The sequence below is a fragment of the Streptomyces sp. NPDC093261 genome (assembly GCF_044753645.1).
Classification (GTDB): domain Bacteria; phylum Actinomycetota; class Actinomycetes; order Streptomycetales; family Streptomycetaceae; genus Streptomyces.
This window is the reverse complement of record NZ_JBIVNO010000001.1, coordinates 480,023-504,405: the sequence shown is the minus strand read 5'-3', so window position 1 is coordinate 504,405 and position 24,383 is coordinate 480,023. Positions and strand designations below refer to the sequence as shown.

14 protein-coding genes are annotated in these 24,383 nt (G+C 70.9%); 9 read left to right on the top strand and 5 right to left on the bottom strand.

Going from position 1 to position 24,383, the window contains the following annotated elements; genetic code table 11:
• Positions 1–43: 43 nt before the first annotated feature.
• The gene (locus tag ACIP94_RS02295; protein ID WP_402418304.1) at positions 44–1,579 is read left to right on the top strand and encodes a CHAD domain-containing protein; all 1,536 of its coding nucleotides are present in this window, start codon (positions 44–46) and stop codon (positions 1,577–1,579) included.
• A gap of 76 nt (positions 1,580–1,655) precedes the next feature.
• Here the strand turns inward: ACIP94_RS02295 and ACIP94_RS02290 are convergent, their stop codons facing one another.
• The 3 genes from ACIP94_RS02290 to ACIP94_RS02280 are packed head-to-tail and all read right to left on the bottom strand — an operon-like array spanning position 1,656 to position 4,994.
• Positions 1,656–2,687 carry a TolB family protein gene (locus ACIP94_RS02290; protein ID WP_402418301.1) on the bottom strand — a complete coding sequence of 344 codons (1,032 nt, stop codon included), beginning with the start codon at positions 2,685–2,687 and terminating at the stop codon, positions 1,656–1,658.
• Positions 2,684–4,102 carry an MFS transporter gene (locus tag ACIP94_RS02285; protein ID WP_402418298.1) on the bottom strand — a complete coding sequence of 473 codons (1,419 nt, stop codon included), beginning with the start codon at positions 4,100–4,102 and terminating at the stop codon, positions 2,684–2,686. The genes ACIP94_RS02290 and ACIP94_RS02285 overlap by 4 nt, the downstream gene beginning before the upstream one ends.
• Before the next feature lies 1 nt (position 4,103).
• On the bottom strand, positions 4,104–4,994 hold the full coding sequence (locus tag ACIP94_RS02280) for an alkaline phosphatase family protein (protein WP_402418295.1): 891 nt from the start codon (positions 4,992–4,994) through the stop codon (positions 4,104–4,106).
• Positions 4,995–5,161: 167 nt separating this feature from the next.
• On the opposite strand from ACIP94_RS02280, the gene ACIP94_RS02275 reads away from it, so the two are divergent.
• The gene (locus ACIP94_RS02275) at positions 5,162–6,166 is read left to right on the top strand and encodes a DUF72 domain-containing protein (RefSeq protein ID WP_402418291.1); all 1,005 of its coding nucleotides are present in this window, start codon (positions 5,162–5,164) and stop codon (positions 6,164–6,166) included.
• A 22-nt stretch (positions 6,167–6,188) separates the two neighbouring features.
• Positions 6,189–9,188: a bifunctional [glutamine synthetase] adenylyltransferase/[glutamine synthetase]-adenylyl-L-tyrosine phosphorylase gene (locus ACIP94_RS02270; RefSeq protein WP_402418288.1), complete on the top strand. Its 3,000-nt coding sequence runs from the start codon at positions 6,189–6,191 to the stop codon at positions 9,186–9,188.
• Positions 9,189–9,306: 118 nt separating this feature from the next.
• Here ACIP94_RS02270 and ACIP94_RS02265 read toward each other — a convergent pair whose 3' ends face one another.
• On the bottom strand, positions 9,307–10,173 hold the full coding sequence (locus tag ACIP94_RS02265) for a phosphatase PAP2 family protein (RefSeq protein WP_402418285.1): 867 nt from the start codon (positions 10,171–10,173) through the stop codon (positions 9,307–9,309).
• Positions 10,174–10,281: 108 nt separating this feature from the next.
• On the bottom strand, positions 10,282–11,316 hold the full coding sequence (locus ACIP94_RS02260) for a LacI family DNA-binding transcriptional regulator (protein ID WP_402418283.1): 1,035 nt from the start codon (positions 11,314–11,316) through the stop codon (positions 10,282–10,284).
• Positions 11,317–11,744: 428 nt separating this feature from the next.
• Between ACIP94_RS02260 and ACIP94_RS02255 the strand changes: the two genes are divergently transcribed.
• From ACIP94_RS02255 to pulA, 6 genes are all read left to right on the top strand, one after another.
• Positions 11,745–13,019 (top strand): extracellular solute-binding protein, encoded by a 1,275-nt coding sequence (locus tag ACIP94_RS02255; protein WP_402418280.1) that lies wholly within the window; start codon positions 11,745–11,747, stop codon positions 13,017–13,019.
• A gap of 131 nt (positions 13,020–13,150) precedes the next feature.
• Positions 13,151–14,155, top strand: coding sequence for a carbohydrate ABC transporter permease (locus ACIP94_RS02250; RefSeq protein WP_402418277.1), 1,005 nt, complete (start codon positions 13,151–13,153; stop codon positions 14,153–14,155).
• Positions 14,156–14,174: 19 nt separating this feature from the next.
• Positions 14,175–15,080 (top strand): sugar ABC transporter permease, encoded by a 906-nt coding sequence (locus ACIP94_RS02245; RefSeq protein WP_402418274.1) that lies wholly within the window; start codon positions 14,175–14,177, stop codon positions 15,078–15,080.
• A 180-nt stretch (positions 15,081–15,260) separates the two neighbouring features.
• Complete coding sequence (locus ACIP94_RS02240; protein ID WP_402418271.1) at positions 15,261–16,940, top strand: glycoside hydrolase family 13 protein; 1,680 nt, start codon at positions 15,261–15,263, stop codon at positions 16,938–16,940.
• A 282-nt stretch (positions 16,941–17,222) separates the two neighbouring features.
• Positions 17,223–18,605 (top strand): alpha-amylase family protein, encoded by a 1,383-nt coding sequence (locus ACIP94_RS02235; protein ID WP_402418267.1) that lies wholly within the window; start codon positions 17,223–17,225, stop codon positions 18,603–18,605.
• A gap of 258 nt (positions 18,606–18,863) precedes the next feature.
• Entirely contained in the window at positions 18,864–24,275 is a 5,412-nt protein-coding gene (pulA, locus tag ACIP94_RS02230) for a pullulanase-type alpha-1,6-glucosidase (RefSeq protein ID WP_402418264.1), read from the top strand.
• Positions 24,276–24,383: the final 108 nt, after the last annotated feature.

The window sequence follows — 24,383 nt, the reverse complement described above, 5'->3', positions numbered from 1 at the left end:
TACGCGCCGGTTTGAGCCGTGTGATTGCGTCAACGGGAACTGTATGGCCCAGTCGACACGAGAGACAGAACGCAAGTACGCGACACCCGCGGCCGACGACATCTCCTGGCTGCCCGACCTGACCGGGGTGGACCAGGTCGCCTCGCTCGTGGAGCGCGGGGTGCAGGAGCTGGACGCCGTCTACTACGACACCGGCGACCTGCGACTGACCCGCACCAGGGCGTCCCTGCGGCGCAGGACGGGCGGCACGGATGCCGGCTGGCATCTGAAACTGCCCTTGGCGGGCGACAGCCGGGAGGAGATCCGGGCCCCGATGTCGTCGGAGACCGTCCCCCCGGGGGAACTGCGGGAACTGGTCCTCTCCCGCACTCGCGGGGCACCGCTGCGACCGGTGATGCGGATCCGCTCCACCCGCTCCCTGCGCCATCTCCTCGATGCCGAGGGCGCCGTCCTGGCCGAGCTGAGCATGGACGCGGTGCGGGCCGACTCACTGCTCGACGACGGCGGGCACGCGGTGTGGACCGAGATGGAGGTCGAACTCGCCGACCGCGGCGGCCCCGCGCTTCTGGACGGCATCGAGAAGGTGCTGCGCAAGCACGGCGTCGACCGCGCGCAGAGCCCCTCGAAGGTGGTCCGCGCCCTGGCGGAGACCGCGCCCTTCCTGGAGCACACGGCGGACGCACGCGTCGATCTCGCCCCGAGGTCGGCCGGCGACCATGTGCTCGCCTACGTCGACGGGCTGGTCGGAGCCCTCAGGGACCTCGACCCGGCTGTCCGCCGCGACCTGCCCGACGCGGTGCACCGGATGCGCACCACGGCCCGCCGTCTGCGGGGCTGCCTGCGCGCCTACCGTTCCGTCCTCGACCGTGAGGTCACCGACCCCATCCGACGGGATCTGAGGTGGCTCGCCGGCGAGCTCGGCGCGGAACGCGACCACGAGGTGCTCCGGGAGCGGGTCACCTCCGGTGTGCGGGAACTGCCCGGCGAACTGGTCCTCGGCCCCGTCACCGCACGGCTGAAGGCCTGGGACGTGGCGCAGCGGGCCGAAGGCCGTCGACGCACCCTCGAGGCGCTCGCCTCGCCCCGCTATCTGGACCTGCTGGAGAAGCTGAAGGGCCTGACCGACGCGCCGCCGCTGCGTGCCAAGTCGGCGGGCAAGCCCGACAAAGTCCTGGTGAAGGCGCTTCTGAAGGAATACGGCCGGCTCGCCCGGCGCATGGACCGTGCGCTCGGCATGCCCTCCGGGGCCGAGCGTGACGCCGCGATCCACTCCGCCCGCAAGGCCGCAAAGAGGCTTCGCTACGCCGCGGAGGCCGCCCGCCCGGCCCTGGGGAAGCCCGCGCGACGTCTCGGCAAGCGCGCCAAGGCCGTACAGCAGGTGAGCGGTGCCCAGCACGACAGTGTGGTGAGCCGCCATGTCCTGCGCCGTATGGCGGTCGCCGCGCACACGGCGGGCGAGCCCGGCTTCACCTGGGGCGTGCTGCACGGTCAGGAGAGGGCCGCGGCCGACGCCCGGGAGCGGGAGCTTCCCGAGGCGTGGGCTGGTGCCCGCGCGGCGGCACGCCGATTCGGCGGATAGGGCGGGCGGGTCGTGGACCGTCGGCCCCGGCAGCCGGGGCCGGCGACGGCACCGCCCGCCGCTTTCCGCGCGCCCGTCAGCCGTCGCCGCGGCGGACGTACGCGGGGGACACCGCCGCGGTGTCGATGCGCAGCGGCTTGCCCGTGCCGTCCGCCGGCAGCTCGTACAGATCCGCCCCGTAGTCGCCGGGCAGGGCGTAGACCAGGGTGTGGTCGTCCCGCCAGACCGCCTGGTCGTCGACGCTGCGGGGCTCGGCAAGCGGGGTCTCGTGCCCGGTGCGCAGGTCGAGGACGTACAGGTGCCAGGGGGCGTCCTTGGGGAGCCCCGCAACGCGCTTCTTGAAGGCGACGCGGGTGCCGTCGGGGGAGAGGGAGGGGCACTCGACGTTCGTATGGAGCGTTGTGACGGTCCGGGCGCGCAGGTCGCCGCGGACCAGGTACGTCCTCCCGCGCGTCGCCAGTGTCGCGTAGAACGTCCGGTCGTCGGACGCGAACGTCACGCCCCAGAAGTTGACGTCCGGCGCCCGGTAGCCATGACCGTCCTTGACGATGCGGTACGCCTCCAGGGTCGGCGTCACCTCGCCCGTGCGGGTGTCCACGATCGTCGCACGGGTGGAGAAGTTCGTCCCGGCGTACGAGTCCCCGCCCACGAAGGCCGTCCACGCGGCGTAGCGGCCGCTGGGGGAGACCCGGGCGCGGGACGGGATGCCCGGGACGTCGTAGCGGGCCCTGATGCGCAGGGAGGCGTCGAGGATCACCGCGCGGTAGGTGTCCGAGACCGGACCGTGGACGGCCTGGAGGCAGACTCCGGTGCCCGAGGCGGCGTGGAAGCGCAGGCACTTGACGCCCGAGGCGATGCGCGGGGCCGAGGGGTCCGCGGCGGGGACGGCCGTCAGTTCGTCGCGGTGCGGGCCCCACGCCATGTTGCGGAACACCATACGGCCGGGCTGCGTCAGGGTGACCGTGCCGGAGGTGACGGACGGGCCGCCCCCCTGGGGCTGGTTCCTGCGCTCCGCGCGTGCCGACGCGTGCAGCACCGAGGCCGTGGCGACCCCGGTGAGCACCACGAGCGCCGAGAGCAGGACCAGGATGCGGGTGCGGACCGTCATGCCGTGCCTTCCGGACAAAGGGGTGCCGGGTCTTGCGGGCGGAGTGTCAGGGAGAACGCCGCGCACACCGCCAGCGCCGCGGTCGAGGCCAGCAGCGCCGTACGGTCGCCCCACAGCGTCCAGGCCGCCCCGAACCCGAGCGAGCAGGCGAACCGGGCCGTCGCCTGGCCCGTCTGCACCAGGGCCAGACCGGACGAGCGCAGATGCTGCGGGACGCTGTCCGAGGCCGCGGCCATCAGCACCCCGTCGGTCGCCGCGTAGAAGGCGCCGTGCAGGGCGAGCACGGCGTACGGCAGCGCGCCCGAGTGCCAGGAGGTGAGCAGCAGGACGTACGCCAGCAGGAGCGCACCATGGCCCCCGAGGAAGACCCGCCAGCGGCCCATCCGGTCCGCGAGCCGCCCCAGCGGCACGGCGAGGACCAGGAACGCCGCCGCCGTGCCCAGCGGCAGCAGCGCGAACCAGCGGTCGGGGACGCCGAGGCGCCGTTGCAGCAGCAGATAGACGAACGAGTCGCTGACCGTCGCGAGGCCCAGCAGCAGCGCGCAGACCGTGATCCGGCGCAGCCCGCGGCGGCGGAGGAGGGACAGGGCGGCGCGGAGGGTGGGGCGGGCGCCGTCCGCGGGAGCCGTGCGGTCGGAGGGTTCCGCGGCGGGGCGGTCGGAGGGTTCCGTGGCAGCGGGGCGGTCGGAGGGTTCCGCGGCGCGCGTGTCGCCCGGTTCCGCGGTGGGGCCGCCGCCCGGGACGAAGAGCACCAGCACCAGAACGCCCGCCAGGGCCACGCAGAAGCCGACCGTGAAGACCGCGTCGTACCCGTCCACCGTGGCTCGCAGGATCACGAACGCCACGAGCGGGCCGAGCAGCGCGCCCGCGGTGTCCATGGCCCGGTGCACACCGAAGGCCCGGCCGCGGGTCTCCGGCGTGCTGGACAGCGAGATCAGCGCGTCCCGGGGCGCCGTCCGCAGGCCCTTGCCGGTGCGGTCGGCGGCCAGGACCAGGCCGATGGGGGTCAGGGTGTGGGCGAGCAGCAGCAGCGGTTTGCACAGCGCCGAGATGCCGTAGCCGACGCCCGCCACCCACTTGTGACGCCCGCCGTCCCGGTCGGCCAGATGGCCCCCCGCCAGCCGTACGAGCGCGGAGAAGCCGTTGTAGATGCCGTCCAGGAGCCCGAAGCCCAGCGGGGACACGCCGAGGCCCGCCACCAGGTACAGCGGCAGCACCGCCGTGACCATCTCGGAGGAGACGTCGGTGACCAGGCTGACCGTGCCGAGCGCGAGCACCGTGGGGGCGACCGCGGCGCGGCGCCGCCCGGCGGAGGGCCGGACGGCGCCGTCCGTGGACGCCGCCGATGGGGGTCCCCCCTGCTCGGGCGAGCTCGAGAGCTTGGGGGAACCCGCGCGGCTGTCCGCTACATACACCTCAGGACACCCAGACGCCGGTGATGTCCTTGGCGGAGGCCGCGTTGCCCGCGTGCGCCGTCAGGCCCTGGGTGTCCTCCAGGGTGCGCAGCAGGTCGTAGTGGTTGTACGTGGTGGAGCTGCTGGACCCGGCCGTGACCGGCTGGCCGTACAGCACCGTCGGGATGCGGTTGCCGCTGAGCCGGTTGTCCTCGTCGAAGGTGACGACGAGCAGGCTGTTGTGGGTCTTGGCCCAGGTGGCGTACGCGCCGAGGTTGTTCTTCAGCCAGGTGTCACCGGTCGACACCGAGCAGTCGTGCATGTCGCTGCACAGGTTGGGGACCACGAAGGACACCTGCGGCAGCGTCGAGTAGTCGCTCGGGAACTGCGCGAACGTCTTCGCGGACGATGTCGGCACATTGCTGAAACCGAACCAGGGGTTGTGCTTGCGCGCGTAGTTGCCGCTGCTGCACGTGGTCGAGCCCTGGCTGGGCAGCGTCTCGTTGTAGCTCGCCCAGGTCCGGCCCGCGGCGATCAGCTCGGAGGCCAGGTTCGGGGCGGAGGAGAAGCCGGGCGTGTAGCAGCTGTCGTCCGTGATGCCCTGGGTGGAGCCGGAGAACAGCGCGAAGTAGTTGGGCTGGCTGGGGTGGGTCTCGGCGTACGACTGGGTCAGGTTGGCGCCGCCGGACTTCAGCGAGTTGATGTACGGGGCGCTGGAGGAGCCGATCACCTGGCTGTAGGCGTGGTTCTCGAAGACCACGACGACCACGTGGTCCGGGGTCGGCACGGCGCCCGCGGCGTGCGCGGGGGACTCGCCGCCGAGCCCGGTCCACAGTCCGAACGCTGCGGCGGCGAGGGCCGCCGCGGACGCCACGGCGGCGCGGGTACGGCGGTACACGGAACTGCCGGACACTTCAACCTCCGGTGGGGGGAGGGTACGGGGTGGCGGTGCGGATAGAGCATGCACACGCCAACACTCCGTGCCCTCACGCCGCCTCACCCGGCGGATGAAGAGCCGGTGAATTGCTGCCGCGCCATAGCCGCCCGGCTGACCCGGCGCCGGGCGGGTATCCGCGGCTTATGGGTGAGATCCTCGTGGGGACGTGTTCCTGGACCGACCGGGCGTTGATGGCGAGCGGGTGGTATCCACGCGGGCGGCGCGACGCCGAGGGACGGCTGAGGTTCTACGCGGAGCGGTTCCCCGTGGTCGAGGCGGACTCGACGTACTACGCGCTGCCCGGCCCGCGCACCGGCCGGCTGTGGGCCGAACGCACCCCGGACGGCTTCGTCTTCGACGTCAAGGCCTTCTCGCTGCTGACGGGGCATCCGACGCGGCCGGCCGCGCTGCCCGCGGATCTGCGCCCGGCCCTCACCCGCCGGCGGGCGCCCGCGCCGGACAGCGGTGACGCGGGGTTGCTGGACGAGGTGTGGGCGCGCTTCGCCGAGGCGCTCGCACCGCTGCGGGAGGCCGGACGGCTTGGAACCCTGCTGTTCCAGTTCCCTCCGTCGCTCGCGCCCGGCCCGCGTGCGGAGAAGGCGGTACGCCGCTGCCGGGAGCGGGCCCGCGGCTGGCCGTTCGCCGTGGAGTTCCGTCATCCGGACTGGTGGCAGGAGAGCCGGCGGACCGCCACGGCGGCGCTGCTCGCGGACCTGGAGGCCACCGCCGTGGCCGTGGACACGGCCCAGCGGCTGCCCACCTCCCTGCCGCCCGTCACGCCCGTGACCACGCCCGCGCTCTCCGTCGTCCGCTTCCACGGGCGCAGCCCGGCATGGGGGACCGGTTCCAAGGAGGACCGCTTCCGCCATGCGTACACCCTCCGCGAACTGGGGGAGTGGGTGCCGCGCATCCACGCCCTGGCCGAGCGGGCCGCACAGGTCCACGTCCTGTTCAACAACTGCTGCGGCGACGCGGCGGTCCGCTCGGCGGAGGCCATGCGCCGGCTGGTGGGCGGGCACCTCCCGCACCAGGTGACGCCCGCCGGGCCCCGCGGCCCGAGCCACCCGGGCGGGGAGGACACGATCCCCGCGCATCGCGCGGCGCCCGCGTCGGGGACTGGGGCTAGGCTCAAAGCCGCAGGACCTTGATCGACGCTCGGGAGGCCAAGGGATGACCGTGCCCCAAGGACGCAGAAGCAGTACCTTCACGCGGCTGCTGCGGCACGGCTTCACCGACCCCTCCGCCGCCGAGCGGCTCCTGGAGAGCGTCGAGCTGGCGCCGATAAGGGCCGATCCGGTGCTGCTCGAGGCCCTGGGCGCGACCGCCGACCCCGATCTGGCGCTGCACGGGCTCGTCCGGCTGCTGGAGGCGCAGCCCGCCCCCACCGCCCGGCGCGAGCTGCTCGACACGCTGATCGCGGCCAAGCCCCTGCGGGACCGGCTGCTCGGCGTCCTCGGAGCCTCCGCCGCACTCGCCGACCACCTCGCCCGCCATCCCGGCGACTGGCACGTCCTGGTCACCTACGAGCCCCAGGACCTCCACCCCGGGGTGGAGGAGTTCGAACGGCAGCTCGCCGAGGCCACCGACCCCGTCTCCCTGCGTGTCGCCTACCGCCGCTGTCTGCTGTCGATCGCCGCACGCGATGTGTGCGGCACCACCGATGTCGCGCAGACCGCCGCCGAACTGGCCGACCTCGCCACCGCCACGCTCCGTGCCGCCCTCGCCATCGCCCGGACCGCCGCCCCCGACGACGCCGCGCTCTGCCGGCTCGCCGTGATCGCGATGGGCAAGTGCGGCGGCCACGAGCTCAACTATGTCTCAGACGTGGACGTGATTTTCGTCGGCGAGAGCGCGACCGGCGCCGACGAACGCAAGGCCCTGCAGGCCGCGACCCGGCTCGCCTCGCACATGATGCGGATCTGCTCCGAGACGACCGTCGAGGGCAGCATCTGGCCCGTCGACGCCAATCTGCGGCCCGAGGGCAGAAACGGCCCGCTCGTGCGCACCCTGAGCAGCCACCTCGCCTACTACCAGCGCTGGGCCAAGACCTGGGAGTTCCAGGCCCTGCTCAAGGCCCGCCCGGTGGCCGGTGACGTGGAACTCGGCGAGGAGTACGTGGCCACCCTCGCCCCCCTCGTCTGGGGGGCCGCGGAGCGCGAGAACTTCGTCGCGGACGTGCAGAAGATGCGCCGCCGGGTGGTCGCCAACATCCCCGCCGGGGAGGTCGAGCGCGAGCTGAAGCTCGGTCCCGGCGGCCTCAGGGACGTCGAATTCGCCGTACAGCTCCTTCAGTTGGTGCACGGGCGCACCGACACCTCGCTGCGCAGCGGCACCACCCTGGACGCCCTGAAGGCGCTCGCGGCCGGCGGCTACGTCGGGCGCGTCGACGCCGTGCAACTGGAGGAGGCGTACCGCTTCCTGCGCGCCCTGGAGCACCGCATCCAGCTCTACCGGCTGCGCCGCACCCATCTCCTCCCCGAGGACGAGGCCGATCTGCGGCGCCTCGGCCGCTCCCTCGGCCTGCGCATCGACCCCGTGGACGGGCTGCGGCGCGAGTGGAGGCGGCACACCGGTGTCGTACGGCGGCTGCACGAGAAGCTGTTCTACCGGCCGCTGCTCGACGCGGTCGCCCAACTCGCCCCCGGGGAGGCGCGGTTGAGCCCCGGCGCGGCCCGGGAGCGCCTTGTCGCGCTCGGCTACGCCGACCCGGCCGCCGCGCTGCGCCATCTGGAGGCGCTGGCCTCCGGCGTCACCCGCAAGGCCGCCATCCAGCGCACCCTGCTGCCCGTCCTGCTGGGCTGGTTCGCGGACTCCGCCGACCCGGACGCGGGCCTGCTCAACTTCCGCAAGGTCTCGGACGCGCTCGGCAAGACCCCCTGGTATCTGCGGCTGCTGAGGGACGAGGGCGCCGCCGCCGAGAACCTCGCCCGTGTGCTGTCCGCGGGCAAACTCGCCCCCGACCTGCTGATGCGCGCGCCCGAGGCCGTGGCCCTGCTCGGCGACGGCGACGGCGGCGGGCTCGAACCACGCCGGCGGGCCCATCTGGAGCAGGAGATCCTCGCCGCGGTCCGCCGCGCCGAGAACGCCGAGCAGGCGGTCACGGCGGCACGCGGGGTCCGCAGACGCGAGCTGTTCCGTGTGGCCGCGGCGGACATCGTCGGCTCGTACGGGAGCCCGGACGCCCCCGCGCCCTCCGACCAGGGCGAGCTGATCGACCTGGTCGGAGGCGCGGTCTCGGATCTGACGGCGGCCACCCTCGCGGGCACGCTGCGCGCGGTCGTGCGGGCCGGCTGGGGCGACACCCTGCCCACCAGGTTCGCCGTCATCGGCATGGGCCGCTTCGGCGGACACGAACTGGGCTACGGCTCCGACGCGGATGTGCTGTTCGTGCACGAGCCGCAGGAGGGCGTGGACGAGCGGGAGGCGGGCGAGGCCGCCAACAAGGTGGTGGCGGAGATGCGGCGGCTGCTCCAGCTGCCGAGCACCGACCCGCCGCTGCTCATCGACGCGGGACTGCGGCCCGAGGGCAAGTCGGGGCCGCTCGTGCGCACCCTGGCGTCGTATGAGGCGTACTACCGGCGCTGGTCGCTGGTGTGGGAGTCGCAGGCGCTGCTGCGGGCCGAGCCCGTGGCCGGGGACGAGGACCTGGGCCGCCGCTTCATCGAGCTGGTCGATCCGCTGCGCTACCCGGCGGCGGGGCTCGAGGGCGACGCCGTGCGCGAGATCCGGCGGCTGAAGGCCCGCATGGAGTCCGAGCGGCTGCCGAGGGGCGCGGACAAGGCGCTTCACACGAAGCTGGGCCGGGGCGGCCTGTCGGACGTGGAGTGGACGGTCCAGCTGCTCCAGCTGCGGCACGGCTCGCAGGAACCGGGCCTGCGCACCACCCGCACCCGCGCCGCCCTCGCCGCCGCCCGCCGGGCGGGACTGCTGTCCGAGGAGGACGCGGCGATCCTGGACGAGGCGTGGGTGCTCGCGTCCCGGGTGCGCAACGCGGTGATGCTGGTACGGGGGCGGGCGGGCGACACATTCCCGACGGAGGCCCGGGAGCTGGCCGCGGTGGGCCGCTATCTCGGGTACGGACCGGGGCACGCGGGCGACATGCTGGACGACTACCGACGGACGACGCGCAGGGCCAGGACCGTGGTGGAGGAGCTTTTCTACGGCGCGTGACGGTGTCTGCCATGGTTCGGGGCGGCGGCCTGCCGCGGCGCGTGGCGGCGTCTGCCATGGTTCGTCCTCGGCGGTCTGCCACGGTTCGTGACGGCGAGCGAGGCGGCTCAGGCGCCCCTCACGGCTCCGCGGGCAGCAGCACCGGGCCGCCCACCCCCACCCGGCGCGGCAGCGCGTACGGCAGGGCGCCGTACCACAGCCAGGCCGTCGCCATGCCGGCCGAGAGACACAGCGTCCCGCCGACCGCGTCCAGCCAGAAGTGGTTCGCCGTGGCAACGATCACCGTCAGTGTCACCGCCGGGTACAGCAGGCCCAGGACCCGCACCCAGTTCACGGTGGCCAGGGCGAACAGCGTCAGGCCGCACCACAGCGACCAGCCGATGTGCATCGACGGCATGGCCGCGTACTGGTTCGACATGTGCTTCAGATCGCCCGACGCCATCGAGCCCCAGGTGTGGTGCACCACCACCGTGTCGACGAAGTCCCCGCCGCTCATCAGGCGGGGCGGCGCGAGCGGGAAGAAGTAGTAGCCGAGCAGCGCCACCGCCGTCGTGGCGAACAACGCGAGCCGTGTGGCCGCGTACCGGCCCGGATGGCTGTGGTACAGCCACACCAGGATCCCGAGCGTCACCACGAAGTGCAGTGTGGCGTAGTAGTAGTTCATTCCGACGATCAGCCATGTCACCGAGTTGACGGCGTGGTTGACCGAGTCCTCGACCGCTATCCCCAGATGGTGTTCGAGGCGCCACACCCCGCCCGCGTTGGCCAGTGCCTGCGCCTTCTGCTCCGGTACGGCGTTGCGGATCAGGGAGTACGTCCAGTAACTGACCCCGATGAGCAGGATCTCGAACCAGAAGCGCGGGCGGCGCGGCGCGCGGAGCCTGCGCAGGAGACTCGGTCCCGCGCGGTCCTCCGTCTCGTCCGTGACGTCCTGTGGCGCGGCCGGGCCCCGGCCTTCCACTGTCGTCACGGTCCTGTCACCCATAGGCACAGAGTCTGCCAGAAAAGACTTCCCCTGCCGATCATCCCCTGGACGGGTTCCGGTCGCATGTTCTCCACCCGGGGGACCCCCGCGGGGCCCGGGGCCTCCTGCCTAGGAACGACTCCGGTCCCCAGGGGCCGAGGCGGTCGATCCCCGCACCACCAGCTCCGGCATGAACACGAACTCACTGTGCGGCGCGGGCGTCCCGCCGATCTCCTCCAGCAGCGTCCGCACGGCCGCCTGTCCCATCGCCGGTACCGGCTTGCGGACCGTCGTCAGCGGCGGGTCCGTGAACGCGATGAGCGGGGAGTCGTCGAAGCCCACCACCGAGATCTCCCTGGGGACTTCCAGCCCGCGCTGCCGCGCCGCGCGTATCGCGCCCAGCGCCATCATGTCGCTCGCGCACACCACCGCCGTGCACTCCCGCTCGATGAGCGCGCTCGCCGCCGCCTGGCCGCCCTCCAGGGTGTAGAGGGAGTGCTGGATCAGCCGCGACTCGACGTCCTCGGGAGACAGCCCGAGCTGGTCCTGCATCGTGCGGACGAAGCCCTCGATCTTCCGCTGCACCGGTACGAAGCGCTTGGGCCCGAGCGCCAGCCCGATCCGGGTGTGCCCCAGGGACACCAGGTGGGTGACCGCCAGCGACATCGCGGCCCGGTCGTCGGGGGAGATGAAGGGCGCCTGCACCTTGGGGGAGAAGCCGTCCACCAGGACGAAGGGCACGCCCTGGGCGCGCAGCCGCTCGTAGCGCTGCATGTCGGCGGTGGTGTCCGCGTGGAGTCCGGAGACATAGATGATGCCCGCCACCCCGCGGTCCACCAGCATCTCCGTCAGCTCGTCCTCGGTGGAGCCGCCGGGGGTCTGGGTCGCCAGCACCGGGGTGTACCCCTGCCGCGTCAGCGCCTGGCCGATGACCTGGGCGAGGGCCGGGAATATCGGGTTCTCCAGCTCCGGGGTGATCAGGCCGACCAGGCCCTCGCTGCGCTGGCGCAGCCGTACCGGACGCTCGTAGCCCAGCACGTCGAGCGCGGCCAGGACGGACTGGCGGGTGGTCGCGGCGACGCCCGGCTTCCCGTTGAGGACACGGCTGACGGTCGCCTCGCTGACCCCCGCCTGCGCCGCGATGTCGGCAAGCCGTGTGGTCACGTGGTTGGACTGTACCGGTCGCGTCTCGGCTTGCCCACCAATCGGACGCCGGGTCCGGGCGGTTGACCGGCCCCCTGCGGGTTGCTGCGTCATCGCGCTCCCTCGTGATCGTGTTCGGCGTCCGTGTCCGCAAGGGGATGATCCCCGCGCGTACTCCGCGTGGCAAGAGCTTGCAGAGTCTTGCACAAGTGTCCCTGTCCCGCAGATCAGGCCGGAATCCGGGTGTACCGACCCTCACAGCGAGATCACGGACAGGTAACCATAGTCAGTCCTTGCACTTTTTTTCTGCAAGGTCTTTCGCGCCGGTTGCATCGCTGTTACGTTCACGTCGCCCGGCGGCGGCAAAGGCGCGGTCGGCACAGTCGGCAGGGGCGGCGGACGGGACCGCCACCTGTACCTAGACGGGCTTTCACCCTCAAGGAGAACTCATGCGGCGTGGCATAGCGGCCACCGCGCTGGTGGCGTCCGTTGCCCTCGCGGCGACGGCCTGCGGCGGAAGTGACAGCGGCAGCGGCAAGTCCGACGGTCCGGTCACCATCACCTGGTGGGACACCTCCAACGCCACCAATGAGGCGCCGACGTACAAGACCCTGGTCGCGGACTTCGAGAAGGCCAACCCGAAGATCAAGGTCAAGTACGTCAACGTCCCCTTCGACCAGGCACAGAACAAGTTCGACACCGCCGCCGGCTCCAAGGGCGCCCCGGACGTGCTGCGCTCCGAGGTCGGCTGGACCCCCGCCTTCGCGAAGAAGGGTTACTTCCTGCCGCTGGACGGCACGGAGGCCCTCGCGGACAAGGACAAGTTCCGGTCCAGCCTGATCCAGCAGGCCCAGTACCAGGGCAAGACCTACGGTGTGCCCCTGGTGACCGACACCCTCGCGCTGGTCTACAACAAGGCCCTCTTCAAGAAGGCCGGGATCACCGAGGCGCCGAAGACCTGGGACGAGCTGAAGTCCGACGCCGCCAAGGTCAAGGACAAGGCCGGTGTCGACGGCTACTGGGGCTCCACCCAGGCCTACTACGCGCAGAGCTTCCTCTACGGCGAGGGCACCGACACGGTCGACGCCTCCGCCAAGAAGATCACCGTGGACTCGGCCCCCGCCAAGAAGGCCTACGGCACCTGGCTGAGCCTGTTCTCCGGCAAGGGCCTGCACGCCGCCGACACCACCGCCGACGCCTACGCCCACATTCAGGACGCGTTCGTCAACGGCAAGGTCGCCGCGATCGTCCAGGGCCCCTGGGAGATCACGAACTTCTACAAGGGCTCGGCCTTCTCGGACAAGTCCAACCTCGGCATCGCCCCCGTCCCGGCCGGCTCCTCCGGCAAGGCGGGCGCCCCGACCGGCGGCCACAACCTCTCCGTGTACGCGGGCTCGGACAAGGCCCACCAGGACGCGGCGCTGAAGTTCGTGAACTTCATGACCTCGGCGAAGTCCCAGGAGACCATCGCGCTGAAGAACTCCACGCTGCCGACGCGTGAGGACGCCTACAGCGCCCAGGTCAAGGCCGACCCCGGGATCGCCGGCTACCAGAGCGTGCTCAGCGCGGCCCAGCCGCGCCCGGCGCTGCCCGAGTACAGCTCGCTGTGGGGCCCGCTCGACACCGAGCTGCCCAAGATCGCGGGCGGCAAGGAGTCGCTGGACAAGGGCCTGAGCAACGCCGAGGTGGCCATCGCCAAGCTGGTTCCCGACTTCAGCAAGTGAGCCCTTGTGGCCGTCGGATCTCCCCCCACTCCCGACTTCGCCCGAGCGGGGGGACCCCCACCGGGGGAAGGATCCGGCGGCCACCGCCCTGTGCCCGGCCCAACCCCTGATCGTTTTGAAGGTGTCGAACCATGACTGTCGCCATCGACCGCGCGACCGGCAAGCGCCGCGGTGACCGCGGGCCTCGGCCCGGGCTGGGGCAGCGCCTCAAGAACGGCTACCAGAAGTACTGGTACGCCTACGCGATGATCGCCCCGGTGGTCGTCGTACTCGCCGTGATCGTCGGCTACCCGCTGATCCGCGGCTTCTACCTGACCCTCACCGACGCCAACAGCCTCAACTCGGCGCGCACGATCGGCGTCAACCACATCGCGGCCACGTACAAGTTCATCGGGCTCGGCAACTACAAGGACATTTTGTTCGGCCCGCTGTCGTACGACCGGTTCTGGTCGCACTTCCTGTGGACCGTCGTCTGGACGGTCGCCTGTGTGGCCCTGCACTACGTCCTCGGCCTGGGCCTCGCGCTCATGCTCAACGAGAAGCTGCGCGGACGCACCTTCTACCGGGTGCTGCTGGTCGTGCCCTGGGCCGTGCCGACCTTCGTCACGGTCTTCTCCTGGCGGATCATGCTCTCCGACTCCGGCGTGCTCAACCAGGTGCTGCACTCCCTGCACCTGCCCGAGCCGCAGTGGCTGGAGGACACCTTCTGGCAGCGCTTCGCCGCGATCATGGTCAATACCTGGTGCGGTGTGCCGTTCATGATGCTCTCGCTGCTCAGCGGCCTGCAGTCGATCGACTCCTCGCTCTACGAGGCGGCCGAAATGGACGGCGCGAGCGCCTGGCAGCGCTTCCGGCACGTCACCCTGCCGGGGCTGAGGTCCGTCAGCTCCACGGTCGTACTCCTCGGCATCATCTGGACCTTCAACCAGTTCGCCATCATCTTCCTGCTGTTCGGCCCGACCGGCGCCCCCGACGCCCAGATCCTCGTCACCTGGGCCTACTTCCTGGGCTTCGGACAGCAGCCGCGCGACTTCGCCCAGTCCGCCGCGTACGGCGTACTGCTGCTGTCGATCATCACCGTCTTCACCTCCTTCTACTTCCGCTGGCTGAAGCGCAATGACCAGCTCGCCGTCTGACGCCGCAGGAGCCGCCGCCATGAGCACCACGACCCTCGAGAAGACAGCGGCCGCACCGGCCACCGCCGCCCAGCCCTCGCGCCGGACCCGCCGGCGCGGCGAGCGCGGCCCGGTCGGCACCGCCCTGCTGCACGGCGGCCTCGCCGTCGCCAGCCTGATCGCGCTCGCCCCGGTGGCCTGGCTGATCTTCCTGTCCCTCGGCCCCGAGAAGGACGACTACCTGCACCCGGGCAAGATCCTGGGCAAGGTCACCTTCTCCAACTACAGCTTCGTGCTCCAGCACACCGGCTTCTTCGACTGGTTCAAGTCGACGATGATCGTGGCCGTCGGCACCACCCTGATCGGTGTCTTCGTCGCCGCCACCACCGGCTACGCGGTCTCGCGGATGCGCTTTCCCGGCTACAAGCAGCTGATGTGGGTGCTGTTGCTGACCCAGGCCTTCCCGATGGCCATCCTGATCGTGCCGATGTACGAGATCTTCAGCGAGCTGGATCTCATCGACACCTACTGGGCGCTGATCGTCATCAACTGCACCACGGCCGTGCCGTACAGCGCATGGCTGCTCAAGGGGTACTTCGACACCATCCCCTTCGAGATAGACGAGGCCGGACGCGTCGACGGGCTCAGTCCGTTCGGCACCTTCTTCCGGCTGATCCTGCCGCTGGCCCGCCCCGGGCTGGCCGTCGCGGCCTTCTACAACTTCATCACGGCCGTGGGCGAGGTCGCCTTCGCGACCACCTTCATGCTCGACGACTCGAAGTACACGTTCGCCGTCGGCCTCCAGACCTTCGTCAGCGAGCACGACGCGCAGTGGAACTACATGGCCGCCACCGCGGTGTTGATCGCGATACCCGTGTCCGTGTTCTTCTACCTTGTCCAGAAAAACCTGGTGACCGGCCTCACCGCGGGCGGCACGAAGGGCTGACCACCCTCCCGGGGTTCCCGCGTGCCTGATCCGCGCGGGTGGCGGCCGCGGTGTCGATCCGACCCCGCTGTCACCGCGGCCGCCCAGTCACCTCCGCCCTGCCCAAGCCCCATGACCCGATCCTCTCCTCCGCTCTGGGCTTCGCTCGACCGGGGGGACCCCCACCGCATCAAGGACGCCATGAGCCAGCACTCCGCCGACCCGGCCCCGAACACCGCCCTCGCCACCGTCGCCACCCACCGCGACTGGTGGCGTGACGCGGTGATCTACCAGGTCTATCCGCGCAGCTTCGCCGACAGCAACGGCGACGGCATGGGCGACCTGGAGGGCGTACGTTCCCGACTTCCGTATCTGCGCGACCTCGGCGTGGACGCCGTATGGCTCAGCCCCTTCTACGCCTCGCCGCAGGCCGACGCCGGCTACGACGTCGCCGACTACCGCGCCGTCGACCCCATGTTCGGCAACCTCCTGGACGCCGACGCGCTGATCCGCGACGCCCATGGGCTGGGACTGCGCATCATCGTCGACCTGGTCCCCAACCACTCCTCCGACCAGCACGAGTGGTTCAAGCGGGCGCTCGCGGAGGGGCCGGGCTCCCCGCTGCGGGAGCGCTATCACTTCCGCCCCGGCAGGGGTGAGGGCGGCGAGCAGCCGCCCAACGACTGGGAGTCCATCTTCGGCGGCCCCGCCTGGACCCGGGTCACCGAGCCGGACGGCACTCCCGGACAGTGGTATCTGCATCTCTTCGCGCCCGAGCAGCCCGACTTCAACTGGGACCACCCCGCGGTCGGCGACGAGTTCCGCTCGATCCTGCGCTTCTGGCTGGACATGGGGGTCGACGGCTTCCGTATCGACGTCGCCCATGGCCTGGTGAAGGCGGCGGGCCTGCCCGACCTCGGCAGCCACGACCAGCTCAAGCTGCTGGGCAACGATGTCATGCCGTTCTTCGACCAGGACGGTGTCCATGCCATCTACCGCCAGTGGCGGACGATCCTCGACGAATACGCGGGCGAACGTATTTTCGTGGCCGAGGCCTGGACCCCGACCGTCGAGCGCACCGCCCTCTACGTCCGCCCGGACGAACTGCACCAGGCGTTCAACTTCCAGTACCTGGGCACCGACTGGGACGCGGAGCAGCTGCGCGCCGTCATCGACCGGACCCTGGACGCGATGCGCCCCGTCGGCGCCCCCGCCACCTGGGTGCTGTCCAACCACGATGTGACCCGCCACGCCACCCGCTTCGCCAACGAGCCCGGCCTCGGGACCCAGATCCGCACGGCCGGCGACCGGGAGCTGGGCCTGCGCCGGGCTCGCGCGGCCACTCTGCTGATGCTGGCGCTGCCCGGCTCGGCGTATGTCTACCAGGGCGAGGAACTCGGCCTGCCGGACGTCGTGGACCTGCCGGACGAGGTGCGCCAGGACCCGGCGTACTTCCGGGGCGAGGGCCAGGACGGCTTCCGTGACGGCTGCCGGGTGCCGATCCCGTGGACCCGCACCGGGCCGTCATACGGCTTCGGCAGCGGCGGCAGCTGGCTGCCGCAGCCTGCGAGCTGGGGCGACCTCAGCGTCGAGGCCCAGCAGGGGGTGCCTGGCTCGACCCTGGAGCTGTACCGCACCGCCCTCGCCGTGCGGCGCGAGCAGCCCGGCCTGGGCGCGGGCGACTCGGTGCAGTGGCTGAGGGCGCCCGAGGGCGTGCTCGCCTTCCGCCGCGGGGACTTCGTCTGTGTCGCCAACACCACGACCGAGGCGGTCGCGGTGCCGTCGTACGGCAGGGTCCTGGTCGCCAGCGGTGAGGTGGCGGAGACGAACAGCGAGACCAAGGTGCCGGCCGACACCACCGTGTGGTGGACCGCCGGCTGATCCGCCGCAAGCCTTTCACCGGGTTTCAGGGGCCCGTCGTCCGTCCGGGACGGCGGGCCCCGTCGTCTGCCCGCGTCGGGTGATGCGGCGTCAACCGGCCGCAACCCGGCTCTATTTCGCGTATGTGACAGGAGCATGTCCGGGGGGTTGACCGTCGAGGTCGGGACTCGTACGGTCTGCTGCACTGCAACTAGTTGAAAACTTGCAGTAATTCCCTTCAGGGATCTCGGGGTCCGCCAGGACCTCCCCCCAGTAGATCCTTCAACGGAGAAGGACCCCCACATGCCCAGGAGAACGCTCTCCGGCGCCCTCGCCCTCGCGGCGGCGGCGTCGGTCGCACTCGCCGTCCCCACGGGGACCGCATACGCCTCCCCACCCGGCACCAAGGACGTCACCGCGGTCCTGTTCGAGTGGAACTACGCCTCGGTCGCCAAGGAGTGCACCAAGACCCTCGGCCCGGCAGGCTACGGCTATGTCCAGGTCTCCCCGCCCGCCGAGCACATACAGGGCCCCCAGTGGTGGACCTCGTACCAGCCGGTGAGCTACAGGATCGCGGGCCGCCTCGGCGACCGCGCGGCCTTCCAGAACATGGTCGGCACCTGCCACGCGGCGGGTCTGAAGGTCGTCGTGGACACCGTCATCAACCATATGTCGGCGGGCAGCGGCACCGGGACGGGAGGCTCGTCGTACACGAAGTACGACTACCCCGGCCTGTACTCGTACGCCGACTTCGACGACTGCACCTCCCAGGTCACCGACTACCAGGACCGCTGGAACGTCCAGCACTGCGAGCTGGTGGGCCTCGCCGATCTCGACACCGGTGAGGAGCACGTCCGCGAGACCATCGCCGGCTATATGAACGACCTGCTCACCCTCGGGGTGGACGGCTTCCGCATCGACGCCGCCAAGCACATCCCGGCCGAGGACCTGGCCAACATCAAGTCGCGGCTGACCAACCCGTCCGCGTACTGGAAGCAGGAGGTCATCTACGGCGCGGGCGAGGCGGTCCAGCCGAGTGAGTACACGGGCAACGGCGACGTCCAGGAGTTCCGCTACGCCTACGACCTCAAGCGGGTCTTCAACAGCGAGAAGCTCGCCTATCTGAACAACTACGGCGAGGGCTGGGGCTATCTGAGCAGCTCGGTCGCCGGGGTCTTCGTGGACAACCACGACACCGAGCGCAACGGCTCGACCCTGAACTACAAGGACGGGGCCAACTACACGCTGGCCAACGTCTTCATGCTGGCCTGGCCCTACGGCGCCCCCGACATCAACTCCGGCTACGAGTGGTCCGACGCGGACGCGGGCCCGCCCAACGGCGGTGCGGTCAACGCATGCTGGCAGGACGGCTGGAAGTGCCAGCACGCCTGGCCCGAGATCAGGTCGATGGTCGCCTTCCGCAACGCCACACGCGGCCAGGCGGTCACCAAGTGGTGGGACGACGGCAACAACCTCATCGCGTTCGGCCGCGGCACCAAGGGCTATGTGGTGATCAACCACGAGAGCACGACGGCCGACCGGTGGTTCGAGACCTCGCTGCCCGCCGGCACCTACTGCGATGTGCAGGGCAACAGGTCCGTGACGGTGAACGGCAGCGGCTGGTTCGAGGCGTCCGTCGCCCCGAACACCGCGCTCGCCCTCTATGCCGGGAAGTCGAGCTGCTGACCCGCTGACCGGCCCGCCCGGTGCCCTCCGGCAGACCCGCCGAAGGGCACCGGGCCGAGTCCGTGTGTCAACGGCCGTACCGGACACGGGAACCGACGGCCGGGCGAGATTGGCTCTGAAACCACTTGCCATGAGTTTCATAACTCTTGCTGTAAGGCTTTCGTCGGCGGTACGGTCGCGCGGGCGCCCGGCGACGCAGCCGTCCCGCGGCGCAGGGGTCGGACCCAATTGAGCCGCACTCGCAAGGAGTTCACGCCTGTGATACCGAGATGGCCGGCGCCCCCGAGGCGCCGTACCCCCAGCCGGAGAAGGGTCACGGCCCTCACCGTCGCCGCGCTCGCCGCGGCGCTCCTCCCGCCCCTCGCCGCCAGGGCGGCCACCCCGCCCGCGCCCCCCTCCGATGCGCGGCTCGCGGCCGAGCCCGCCCGGCACGACGACACCCGTGAGCAGTTCTACTTCGTGATGCCGGACCGGTTCGCCAACGGCGACACCTCCAACGACCGGGGTGGGCTGACCGGTTCGCGCCTGGCCACCGGCTACGACCCCACGGACAAGGGCTTCTACCAGGGCGGCGACCTCAAGGGCCTGACCCGGAGGCTCGACTACATCAAGGGCCTCGGCACCACCGCCATCTGGCTGGCCCCGATCTTCAAGAACCAGCCCGTGCAGGGGACCGGCGCCGACGCCTCCGCCGGCTACCACGGTTACTGGATCACCGACTTCACCCAGGTCGACCCCCACTTGGGGACCAACAAGGACCTGGCGAACCTCATCTCCAAGGCCCACGCCAAGGGCATGAAGGTCTTCTTCGACGTCATCACCAACCACACCGCCGACGTCGTCGACTACGAGGGCGCCTCGCACGACTACCTCTCCAAGGGCGCCTTCCCGTATCTGACCAAGGACGGCCGCCCGTTCGACGACGCCGACTACGCGGACGGCACGAAGGGCTTCCCGCAGACCGGCACCGGGTCCTTCCCGCGTACGCCCGTCGTGCCCGCCGCGAAGAAGAACATCAAGGTCCCGTCGTGGCTCAACGACCCGACGATGTACCACAACCGCGGCGACTCCACCTACGCCGGCGAGAACGCCACCTATGGCGACTTCTCCGGTCTCGACGACCTGTGGACCGAGCGCCCCGAGGTCGTCAGCGGCATGGAGAGGATCTACGAGCGCTGGGTGCGGGACTTCGGCGTCGACGGCTTCCGGATCGACACCGTGAAGCACGTGAACATGGAGTTCTGGACGCAGTGGGCGACCGCGCTCGACCGGTATGCCGCCGCGCACGGCCGCAGGAACTTCTTCATGTTCGGCGAGGTCTACTCCGCCGACCCGTCGATCACCTCGCCGTATGTCACCCAGGGCCGCCTGGACGCCACACTCGACTTCCCGTTCCAGGAGGCGGCCCGGGAGTACGCCTCCCAGGGCGGCAGCGCACGGAAACTCGCGGGTGTCTTCGCCGACGACTACAAGTACACGACCGACAAGGCCAACGCGTACGAGCAGGTCACCTTCCTCGGCAACCACGACATGGGGCGGATCGGGTACTTCCTGAAGCAGGACAACCCGAAGGCGTCCGACGCGGAGCTGCTGAAGAAGGACGAGTTCGCCAACGAGGTGATGTTCCTCAGCCGCGGCAACCCGGTCGTCTACTACGGCGACGAGCAGGGCTTCACCGGCTCCGGCGGTGACAAGGACGCCCGCCAGACGATGTTCGCCTCCAAGGTCGCGGACTATCTGGACGACGACGAGATCGGCACCGACCGCACCCACGCGAGCGACGCGTACGACACGCGTGCGCCGCTCTACCGGCAGATCGCCGCTCTCTCCACGCTCCGCAAGGCCAACCCCGCCCTCGCCGACGGCGTCCAGACCGAGCGCTACGCGGCCGACGGCACGGGCATCTACGCCTTCTCGCGCACCGGCACCGACGGCACCGAGTACCTCGTGGCCCTCAACAACGCCGACCAGCAGAAGACGGCGGCCTTCGCCACCGGCTCCGCGGACATGACGTTCCGGGGCATCCACGGGACGGACGCCTCGGTCCGGAGCGACGCCGACCGCAAGGTCACCGTCACCGTCCCGGCCTACTCCGCCGTGGTTCTCAAGGCCGCCCGCCCGCTCGGTGCTCCGGCCTCCAAGCCGACGATCACCCTGAAGGCCCCGGACGCGGGCGCCACCGGCACGGTGGAGCTCTCCGCGGACGTCGAGGGCGGGCAGCTCGACCGCGTCGTCTTCGCCTCCCAGACCGGCAACGGCCCCTGGAGGACCCTCGGCTCCGCCGACCACGCCCCGTACAAGGTCACCCAGACCCTCGCCAGGAACGTCCCGGCCGGAACCGCCCTGCGCTACAAGGCGGTCGTGGTCGACTCGGCGGGCCGGACGGCGAGCGCGACGGCGGACAGCACGACCGGCACCCCGCCGGCCCCCCAGGTTCCCACCGCCTCCTCGCGCGACTATGTGATCGTCCACTACAAGCGCACCGACGGCGACTACGGCAACTGGGGCCTGTACGCCTGGGGCGACCTCGCCGACGGCGAGGCGACGAACTGGCCGGACAGCCACCCCTTCGTGGGCCGCGACGCCTATGGCGCCTTCGCCTACGTCAAGCTCAAGCCAGGTGCCTCCAGCGTCGGCTTCCTCGTCATCGACAGGAACGGCGACAAGGACGTCTCCACCGACCGCACCATCGACGTCACCAAGACCGGCGAGGTCTGGGTCGAGCAGGGCAAGGAGACCGTCCTCACCGAGAAGCCGACGGCCGACTACCCGCCGCAGGACCGGACGAAGGCCGTCCTCCACTACCACCGCGCCGACGGGAACTACGACGGCTGGGGCCTGCACGTCTGGACGGGCGCCGCCCACCCCACCGACTGGTCGAGCCCGCTGAAGCCGGTACGGACCGACGCGTACGGCGCGGTCTTCGAGGTGCCGCTCGCCGACGGCGCCACCAGCCTCAGCTACATCATCCACAAGGGTGACGAGAAGGACCTCCCCGCCGACCAGTCGCTCGACCTGAAGTCGAACGGCTACGAGGCATGGCTGCTGAACGGCCAGGAGAAGTACCTGCTGCCGCAGCCCCCGGGCAGCGCGGCCGCTCTCGACCTGACCGCCTCCAAGGCGGTGTGGATCGACCGGAACACGCTCGCCTGGAACGGCGTCGACGGTGCCGCCTCCACCCAGCTCGTCTACTCCCACGACGGCTCGATCGCCGTGAAGGACGGGACACTGACGAGTGACGACGAGCGCTGGCTGCGGCTGACGAGGACCACGCTCACCGACGCCCAGAAGGCGAAGTTCCCGTACCTGAAGGACTACACCGCCTGGTCTGTCGACCCGCGCGACCGCGACCGGGTGCGCGAGGCCCTGAACGGCCAGATCGTCGCCTCGCAGCGGGCCGCGAACGGGGCGGTGCTGGCGGCGACGGGCGTCCAGATCGCCGGCGTACTCGATGATGTGTACGACGCGACGAAGGCCGACCTCGGGCCGACGTTCCACCACGGCCGTCCCACGCTGGCCGTGTGGGCGCCGACCGCACAGTCGGTGAGGCTCGAGCTGGGCGGCTCCACGGCCGCCATGAAGCGGAACGCCACCACCGGAGTCTGGTCCGTCACCGGCCCGGCGTCCTGGAAGAACAAGCCCTACCGGTACGTCGTGAAGGTGTGGGCGCCCAGCGTCCGGAAGATCGTCACCAACAAGGTCACCGACCCGTACTCCCTCGCCCTGACCGCCGACTCCGCGCGCAGCCTCGTCGTCGACCTGAACGACCGGTCCCTCGCTCCGAGCGGCTGGTCGGGCCTGAGGAAGCCGAAGGCGGTGCCGCTCAGGGACGCCCGGATCCAGGAGCTGCACATCCGGGACTTCTCCGTCGCGGACAGGACCGTGCCGGCCAAGGACCAGGGCACCTATCTCGCCTTCGCCGACAAGAACAGCGACGGCTCCCGGCATCTGCGCGCGCTGGCGAAGGCGGGCACCTCCTACATCCATCTGCTGCCGGCCTTCGACATCGCGACCATCCCCGAGAGGAAGTCCGAGCAGAAGACCCCCGACTGCGATCTCGCCTCCTACGCCGCCGACTCCGACCGGCAGCAGGCGTGCATCGCCGCCACCGCCGCGAAGGACGCCTACAACTGGGGCTACGACCCGTACCACTTCACGGTCCCGGAGGGCTCGTACGCCACGGACCCCGACGGCACCCGGCGCACGGTCGAGTTCCGCACGATGGTCAAGTCGCTCAACGAGGACGGCCTCAGGGTGGTGATGGACGTCGTCTACAACCACACGGCGGCGAGCGGCCAGGCGGACACCAGCGTCCTGGACAAGATCGTGCCCGGCTACTACCAGCGGCTTCTCGCCGACGGCTCGGTGGCGAACAGCACCTGCTGCGCCAACACCGCGCCCGAGAACGCCATGATGGGCAAGCTGGTCGTGGACTCGCTCGTCACCTGGGCCAAGGAGTACAAGGTCGACGGGTTCCGCTTCGACCTCATGGGCCACCACCCGAAGGCCAACATCCTCGCGGTGCGCAAGGCACTGGACGCGCTGACCCTCGCGAAGGACGGGGTCGACGGCAAGAAGATCATTCTCTACGGCGAGGGCTGGAACTTCGGCGAGGTGGCCGACGACGCCCGTTTCGTCCAGGCCACCCAGAAGAACATGGCCGGCACCGGCATCGCCACCTTCTCCGACCGCGCCCGTGACGCCGTGCGCGGCGGCAGCCCCTTCGACGCGGACCCGGGCGTCCAGGGCTTCGCGTCCGGCCTGTACACCGACCCCAACTCGTCCACCGCCAACGGCACTCCGGCCGAGCAGAAGGCCCGGCTCCTGCACTACCAGGACCTCATCAAGGTCGGCCTGACCGGCAACCTCGCGCAGTACCGCTTCACCGACGACGACGGCAGGCAGGTCACCGGCGCGGAGATCGACTACAACGGCGCCCCCGCCGGCTACGCGGACGCCCCCGGGGACGCCCTCGCCTACGTGGACGCGCACGACAACGAATCCCTCTTCGACGCGCTCACCTACAAGCTGCCGGCCTCGACCAGCGCCTCGGACCGGGCCCGGATGCAGGTGCTGGCGATGGCCACGGCCGCCCTCTCGCAGGGCCCGGCCCTCTCCCAGGCGGGCACCGACCTGCTGCGCTCGAAGTCGCTGGACCGCAACTCCTTCGACAGCGGCGACTGGTTCAACGCCATCCACTGGGACTGCGCCGACGGCAACGGTTTCGGACGCGGGCTGCCGACGGCGGCTGACAACCAGTCCAAGTGGAGCTACGCCAAGCCGCTGCTGGGCACGGTCACGGTGGGCTGCCCGCAGATCGACGGCGCCTCCGCCGCCTACCGGGACCTGCTGAGGATCCGTACGACGGAGAAGGCGTTCTCCCTCGGCACGGCCGCGCAGGTGCAGGACCACCTGTCCTTCCCGCTGTCCGGCAAGGACGAGACACCCGGCGTGATCACCATGGTCATCGGTGACCTGGTCGTGGTGTTCAACGCGACGCCCGAGCGGCAGGAGCAGCGGATCGGCTCCCTCGCCGGGACGCGACTGCGGCTGCACCCGGTGCAGGCGGCCGGCGCGGACACGGTGGTGAAGACCTCCTCCTACGCGGCGGCCACGGGCACCTTCACCGTCCCGGCGCGGACGGTGGCGGTGTTCTCCCGGGGCGCGTGACGACGCACCTCCACGGTGGGGCCGGGCCCGGTGGCGGGCCCGGCCCCACCCGTGCGTGCGGCGGAACTCGGGGCGGGCACCACGGCGAACTAAGGTGAGCCATGTCGT

Bases quoted from the DNA above. Each gene is read 5' to 3' on its own strand.
- ACIP94_RS02295 (WP_402418304.1), top strand. From the start codon at position 44: ATGGCCCAGTCGACACGAGAGACAGAACGCAAGTACGCGACACCCGCG.
- ACIP94_RS02290 (WP_402418301.1), bottom strand. From the start codon at position 2,687: ATGACGGTCCGCACCCGCATCCTGGTCCTGCTCTCGGCGCTCGTGGTG.
- ACIP94_RS02275 (WP_402418291.1), top strand. From the start codon at position 5,162: ATGGGTGAGATCCTCGTGGGGACGTGTTCCTGGACCGACCGGGCGTTG.
- ACIP94_RS02270 (WP_402418288.1), top strand. From the start codon at position 6,189: ATGACCGTGCCCCAAGGACGCAGAAGCAGTACCTTCACGCGGCTGCTG.
- ACIP94_RS02265 (WP_402418285.1), bottom strand. From the start codon at position 10,173: ATGGGTGACAGGACCGTGACGACAGTGGAAGGCCGGGGCCCGGCCGCG.
- ACIP94_RS02255 (WP_402418280.1), top strand. From the start codon at position 11,745: ATGCGGCGTGGCATAGCGGCCACCGCGCTGGTGGCGTCCGTTGCCCTC.
- ACIP94_RS02250 (WP_402418277.1), top strand. From the start codon at position 13,151: ATGACTGTCGCCATCGACCGCGCGACCGGCAAGCGCCGCGGTGACCGC.
- ACIP94_RS02245 (WP_402418274.1), top strand. From the start codon at position 14,175: ATGAGCACCACGACCCTCGAGAAGACAGCGGCCGCACCGGCCACCGCC.
- ACIP94_RS02240 (WP_402418271.1), top strand. From the start codon at position 15,261: ATGAGCCAGCACTCCGCCGACCCGGCCCCGAACACCGCCCTCGCCACC.
- ACIP94_RS02235 (WP_402418267.1), top strand. From the start codon at position 17,223: ATGCCCAGGAGAACGCTCTCCGGCGCCCTCGCCCTCGCGGCGGCGGCG.